Consider the following 6,217-nt stretch of genomic DNA (forward strand, 5'->3'; position numbering starts at 1 on the left):
GCTGTGCGCTGTCCTCGAACTGCGCGAGTTCGAGGGCCGCCGCCAGGCGACACATCTCCGAACGCTTCGGATCGCTGCGCTACCTGCCGGCCCTGTTCGCGCAGGTCCGCGCCGCGAGCCCGCGCCTGTTCGCCGCCAGCCTCGCCCTGCGCCTCGTCGGCGCCGGGCTGCCGGTGGCGACCCTGTGGCTCGCGAAGCTGATCCTCGACGCGATCGTCGCGGAACATGCCCGGCCGCGGGCGACGCCGATGAGCGTCGATGCGTGGCTCTCGGACCCGCACCTGTCGCGGCTCGCGGCCTTGGTCGCGGCCGAACTCGCCCTGGCGATCCTCTCCGACCTGATCGGACGCCTCAGCACGTTGGTCGACGGGTTGGTCGCCGACCTCTATTCCAACGCCGCCTCGCTCCGGCTGATGCGCCATGCGGCGGCCCTCGAACTCGCGCAGTTCGAGGACAGCGCACAGCAGGACCGGCTTGAGCGGGCGCGCCGGCAGGTCACCGGGCGCACCAGCCTGATCGCCCAGGTGTTCGGGCAGGGGCAGGCCCTGGTGACTTTGCTCTCGTTCGCCGCGGGCGTCGCGGTCTACACCCCGTGGCTGATCGTGCTGATCGCGGCGGCGCTGGTGCCGGCCTTCCTCAACGAGGCGCACTTCACCCGAGCCGGTTACCGCCTCGCCTGGATCCGCACCCCGGAACGGCGGCGGATCGACTACCTGCGCTACCTCGGCGCCAGCGTCGAATCGGCCAAGGAGGTCAAGCTGTTCGGCCTGAACGGCTACATCACCGACCTCTATGCCGGCCTCGCCGACAAGGTGGTGGCCGACAACCGCGCGCTGGCGATCCGCCGCGCCGGCTGGGGCGGCGCCTTCGCGGCGCTCGGCACGCTGGCCTACTACGCCGCCTACGCCGTCATCGTCTGGCGCACTGTGGCGGGCGGCTTCTCGATCGGCGATCTCGCCTTCCTTGCCGGCGCCTTCCAGCGCCTGCGCGGGCTGATCGAGGGCCTGCTGCTCGGGTTCACCCAGATCGCCGGGCAGACGCAGTACCTCGAGGACCTGTTCTCGTTCTTCGCGATCGCGCCGTCGATCCGCTCGCCCGAGACCCCGGCACCCCTGCCGGCGACGATCCGCCAGGGCCTCGCCTTCGAGGATGTCGGCTTCCGCTATCCCGGCGTCGACGCGTGGGCGGTGCGGCACCTGAGCTTCACCCTCGCGGCGGGCGAGACCCTGGCGCTCGTCGGCGAGAACGGGGCCGGCAAGACCACGATCGTCAAGCTGATGACCCGGCTCTACGACCCGACCGAGGGGCGCATCCTGCTCGACGGCCTGCCGCTGCAGGCCTACGACCTCGACGCGCTCCGCGGCCGCATCGGTGCGATCTTCCAGGATTTCGTCCGCTTCGACCTCACCGCCGGCGAGAACGTCGCCGTCGGGCGGATCGAGGCCCGGGACGATGCCGAGCGCATCGGCCGTGCGGCTGTGCGCGGCCTCGCCGACGCGGTCATCGCGCGCCTGCCGGCCGGATACGACCAGCCCCTCGGCAAGCGCTTCGACGGCGGCGTCGACCTGTCCGGGGGCCAGTGGCAGAAGATCGCCCTGTCCCGGGCCTACATGCGCGACGCCGAGATCCTGATCCTCGACGAGCCGACGGCCGCGCTCGACGCGCGCGCCGAGTACGACGTGTTCCGCCGCTTCCGCGACCTCAGCGCCGGGCGGGCCGCGGTGCTGATCTCGCACCGATTCTCCACCGTTCGGATGGCCGATCGCATCCTGGTGCTGGAGGACGGAAAGGTGCTCGAAGCCGGCACGCACGACGCGCTCGTCGCCCTCGGCGGACGCTACGCCGAGCTGTTCGAGCTTCAGGCGGCCGGCTACCGCTGATCCGGCGCCCGGCATTGCTCCGGGCCCGGCACCCACTACCTGCAGCCTGCGCCTCAACTTCGGCCGTCACCGCCTCGGGAGTTTTCACGATGCCACGCCACGCCACCGCCCTCGTCGCCGCGTTCCTCGCCGGCGCGGCCTGCTTCGGCGGCATGGCCCATGCGGCGCCGGCCACGCCCGACGCCTCGGCCAAGCCGGCGCCCGAGGCGGCAAAGCCCGAGGATCCGAAGCCCGGAAAGCCCGAGCCGGTGATCCTCGCCAACCACAAGGCGGTCTACGACCTGTCGCTCGCCTCCACCGGCGGGACCCGGGCGGTCGAGAGCGCGCGCGGGCGCATCGTGATCGAGTTCAAGGGCGACTCCTGCCGCGGCTACACCATGCAGACCCGCCAGGTGACGGTGCTCGAATCCGGCGAGAGCGGCAGCCGGACCTCGGACCTGCGCAACACCACCTTCGAGGGCGGCGAGGCCCGCGATTTCCGCTTCCGCACGGTGACGGTGCTGAACGGACAGCCGAGCCCGGCCGTCGACGGCACCGCGGATGCGAGCGGCGACGCGTTCAAGGTCCGGCTCAAGGAGCCGAAGAAGGACCAGTTCACCGCCGCCGGCCCGGTGCTGTTCCCGAGCCTGCACATGCGCCGCCTCGTCCAGGCCGCGCGGGCCGGCGACACCACGATGTCGGCCAAAGTGTTCGACGGGTCGGACGACGGCCGCAAGGTCTACGACACCCTGGCCGTGATCGGCCGCCGTGCGACGGCGCCGGCGAACGCCGCCGCGTCGGACCGCGACAAGCCGCTGCACGAGGGTGCGATGGCCGCCGTGCCGCACTGGCCGGTGACGCTGAGCTACTTCACGCAAGGGGAGGGCGAGCGCACGCCGATCTACACCCTTACCTTCGACCTCTACGAGAACGGGGTCAGCGGCGCGCTCAAGCTCGACTACGGCGACTTCGCGATCCTCGGCGACATGACCCGCCTCGAGCTCGACAAGGCGCCGGACAAGCCGTGCGCCCCGTAGCCGGCACGCGGCCCTTTAGAACTCGTCGGATTGTTGCGGCGAGAGCCGTCGCCACGCCGCCGCGATGCGCTCGGGCTTGATGTCGAGCCCCTGCGCGCAGGCGAGCAGCACCGGCTCGTCGCCCATGACGTGGTCGAGCACGCCGACGAGGAAGGCCGGGTCGGACAGCGACGCGCGGACGTCCTCGGGCGACAGCCCGGTCGCGTTGAGGAACGGGAACAGGCGGTCCTCGTCGGCGACCATCCAGCCGAGCACGTCGACGGCCAGGTTGTGGTCGGCGGCGGTGGCTCGCGTCGACCCATCGTCTTGAAGTGATTTGCGATTCATCAACATCTGTCGCTTACAAAGGCGTGAGGTCGGGTAACGTCCCGTAAAGGACGCGCGGCGGCACCGGGATCGAAGCGTGATGACGAAAACGGTGTTGATCGTCGAGGACAACGAACTGAACATGAAGCTCTTCAACGACTTGTTGGAGGCCCACGGTTACGCGACCCTCAAGACGGCCAACGGCATCGAGGCGATCGAGCTCGCGCGTGCCCACCATCCCGACCTGATCCTGATGGACATCCAGCTTCCCGAGGTTTCGGGGCTCGAGGTGACCAAGTGGCTCAAGGAGGACGACGACCTCAAGCACATTCCCGTCGTCGCCATCACCGCCTTCGCCATGAAGGGGGACGAGGAACGCATTCTCGAGGGCGGTTGCGAGGCATATTTGTCCAAACCGATCTCCGTCGCGAAGTTTTTGGCAACGGTTCGCACGTATCTTGCCGACAAGTAAGGTCCGGATCGAGCCCTCGACGGCGCCTGCGATCGCCCGCTGAAACCTTGTGCGAGGAACGATGTCGGCCCGCGTCCTGATCGTCGACGACCTCTTCCCGAACGTGAAGCTTCTCGAAACGAAGCTCGCGCTGGAATACTTCGACACCGTCGCGGCCATGAACGGCCCGGACGCGATCGCGATCTGCGAGAAGGGCCTGTGCGACCTCGTCCTCCTCGACGTGATGATGCCCGGCATGGACGGGTTCGAGGTCTGCCGCATCCTCAAGAACAACCCGCTCACCGCGCACCTGCCGGTGGTGATGGTCACGGCCCTCGACCAACCCTCGGACCGCCTGAAGGGCCTCGACGCCGGCGCCGACGATTTCCTGACCAAGCCGATCGACGACACCGCGCTGTTCAGCCGCGTCCGCAGCCTCGTGCGCCTGAAGGCCGTGACCGACGAGCTGCGCAGCCGCGCGCTCGCCTCGCGCGAGTTCGGCATGGGCGACCCGCTGGCGCTCGCCACCGCCGAGACCGGCCTCAACGCCAGCCTGCTGCTGGTCGAGGATCGGCGCGGCTCGGCCGAGCGGATGGCGGCGGCGCTCGGCCAGTTCCACGCGGTCACGCTCGAGACCGATCCGCAGGCGGCGATCCACGTGGCGGCCGAGGGCGGCTTCGACCTCGTCCTGGTCAGCCTCGACCTCGAGGGCTTCGACGGGCTGCGCCTGTGCAGCCAGCTGCGCAACCTGGAGCGGACCCGGCAGGTGCCGCTGATCATGCTGGCCGAGGCGCATGACCGCGCCCGCATCGTGCGCGGCCTCGATTTCGGTGTCCACGACTACCTGCTCCGCCCGATCGACCGCAACGAGCTGGTCGCGCGGGTCCGCACCCAGATCCGCCGCAAGCGATTCTCCGAGGTTCTGCGCAGCGCGGTGCAGGCGTCGATGGAGATGGCCGTCACCGACGGGCTCACCGGACTGCACAACCGGCGCTACCTCGACAACCACCTCGCCGGCCTGTTCTCCGATCCGCGGCTGCGCGAGCGCCCGGTCGCCGGGCTGATCCTCGACATCGATCACTTCAAGGCGATCAACGACACCCACGGCCACGAAGCCGGCGACGAGGTGCTGCGCACCTTCGCCGACCGCGTCCGCCTGCACACCCGCACCATCGACATCGTCGCCCGCTACGGCGGCGAGGAGGTGGTCATCATCCTGCCCGATGCCGGCCTCGCCGAGGCCCACGCCATCGCCGAGCGCATCCGCGAGCGGATCGAGGGCATGCCGTTCTCGATCCATCGCGACACACGCAGCGTCCCCGTCACCGTGTCGATCGGCGTCGCGACCCGTCAGCCCGAGGATGTCGGCCCCGGCGAGATGCTGAAGCGCGCCGACCTCGCGCTCTACCGCGCCAAGGCGCTGGGGCGGAACCGCGTCGAGGCCCAGGCGGCCTGACCCGTCCGATCGTCGCCGGATTCGGCGCGCACGCTTGGAACGGACGCATCCCTGCGGCGAAGGTCCGCCGGTTGACACCCGTCCGCGCTTCGCCAACACCCTGCGCCGTTCGCGGCCGGGGCCTTCGGCACCAGCGCCGCAGCCGCACCGGCCTTCGGATGGGAGTACTGTGACGACGATGGCGGCGATGCGCTCCTACCTCGATTTCGAGAAGCCCGTGGCCGAGCTTGAGGCGAAGCTGGAGGAACTCCGCGCCGTCGGCGCCCGCGACGGCGCCGTCGCGATCAGCGAGGAGGTCGGGCGGCTGGAGGCGAAGGCGGCGCAGGCGCTGGCCGAGATCTACGCCAACCTCACCCCCTGGCAGAAGACCCAGGTCGCCCGGCATCCGCAGCGGCCGCACTTCGTCGACTACTGCACCGGGCTGATCGAGGATTTCACGCCGATGGCCGGCGACCGCGGCTTCGGCGAGGACGCGGCGATCGTCGGCGGCATGGGTCGCTTCCGCGGCCGGCCGGTCTGCGTGCTCGGCCAGGAGAAGGGCGCGACCACCGAGACGCGCCTGCGGCACAATTTCGGGATGGCCCGCCCGGAAGGCTACCGCAAGGCGGTGCGCCTGATGGAGCTCGCCGACCGCTTCGGGCTGCCGGTTCTGGCCTTCGTCGACACCGCCGGCGCCTTCCCCGGCATCGAGGCCGAGGAGCGCGGCCAAGCCGAGGCCATCGCCCGCTCGACGGAGGCCTGCCTCGGCCTCGGCGTGGCGAACGTCGCGCTGGTGATCGGGGAGGGCGGGTCGGGCGGCGCCATCGCGCTCGCCACCGCCAACCGCGTCCTGATGATGGAGCACGCGATCTACGGCGTGATCTCGCCCGAGGGCGCGGCCTCGATCCTGTGGCGCGACCAGGGCCGTGCGCCCGACGCCGCCACCGCCATGAAGATCACCGCGCAGGACCTGATGCGGCTCGGCATCATCGACACCATCGTCCCCGAGGCGACCGGCGGCGTCGAGACGATGGACAAGGTCATCGCCGGGATCAGCCCGGAGAAGAACCTCACCGTCATCGCCGACCTCTGTGAGGTCATGACCGACGGTTCGCTCTGCGCCATGGGC

Annotated in this window: 6 protein-coding genes; 5 read left to right on the top strand and 1 reads right to left on the bottom strand. The window is 70.3% G+C overall.

Translation table 11 applies throughout. From position 1 onward, the window contains the following. The first annotated feature begins 8 nt into the window (after positions 1 to 8). Positions 9 to 1,880: an ABC transporter ATP-binding protein gene (locus FV223_RS17685; protein WP_147728256.1), complete on the top strand. Its 1,872-nt coding sequence runs from the start codon at positions 9 to 11 to the stop codon at positions 1,878 to 1,880. Positions 1,881 to 1,969: 89 nt separating this feature from the next. Next, a complete protein-coding gene (locus tag FV223_RS17690) occupies positions 1,970 to 2,896 on the top strand; it encodes a cell envelope integrity EipB family protein (RefSeq protein ID WP_243933386.1) in 927 nt (308 codons plus the stop codon). 15 nt (positions 2,897 to 2,911) lie between these two features. On the opposite strand, the gene FV223_RS17695 is transcribed toward FV223_RS17690, so the two are convergent. Next, positions 2,912 to 3,223 (bottom strand): DUF3572 domain-containing protein, encoded by a 312-nt coding sequence (locus tag FV223_RS17695; protein ID WP_147728254.1) that lies wholly within the window; start codon positions 3,221 to 3,223, stop codon positions 2,912 to 2,914. A gap of 79 nt (positions 3,224 to 3,302) precedes the next feature. On the opposite strand from FV223_RS17695, the gene FV223_RS17700 reads away from it, so the two are divergent. The 3 genes from FV223_RS17700 to FV223_RS17710 form a co-directional block, all read left to right on the top strand. Beyond that, complete coding sequence (locus tag FV223_RS17700; protein WP_147728258.1) at positions 3,303 to 3,674, top strand: response regulator; 372 nt, start codon at positions 3,303 to 3,305, stop codon at positions 3,672 to 3,674. Between the two features lie 61 nt (positions 3,675 to 3,735). Beyond that, on the top strand, positions 3,736 to 5,109 hold the full coding sequence (locus tag FV223_RS17705; protein ID WP_147728255.1) for a PleD family two-component system response regulator: 1,374 nt from the start codon (positions 3,736 to 3,738) through the stop codon (positions 5,107 to 5,109). 187 nt (positions 5,110 to 5,296) lie between these two features. Continuing rightward, positions 5,297 to 6,217: acetyl-CoA carboxylase carboxyltransferase subunit alpha (locus tag FV223_RS17710; RefSeq protein WP_187276170.1), on the top strand; the 921-nt coding region annotated here is incomplete at its 3' end.

Source organism: Methylobacterium sp. WL116, assembly GCF_008039455.1.
Classification (GTDB): domain Bacteria; phylum Pseudomonadota; class Alphaproteobacteria; order Rhizobiales; family Beijerinckiaceae; genus Methylobacterium.

What these genes read in the sequence shown, in the direction of transcription:
- FV223_RS17690 (WP_243933386.1), top strand. Translation starts at nt 1,970, where the DNA reads ATGCCACGCCACGCCACCGCCCTCGTCGCCGCGTTCCTCGCCGGCGCG.
- FV223_RS17695 (WP_147728254.1), bottom strand. Translation starts at nt 3,223, where the DNA reads ATGAATCGCAAATCACTTCAAGACGATGGGTCGACGCGAGCCACCGCC.
- FV223_RS17700 (WP_147728258.1), top strand. Translation starts at nt 3,303, where the DNA reads ATGACGAAAACGGTGTTGATCGTCGAGGACAACGAACTGAACATGAAG.
- FV223_RS17705 (WP_147728255.1), top strand. Translation starts at nt 3,736, where the DNA reads ATGTCGGCCCGCGTCCTGATCGTCGACGACCTCTTCCCGAACGTGAAG.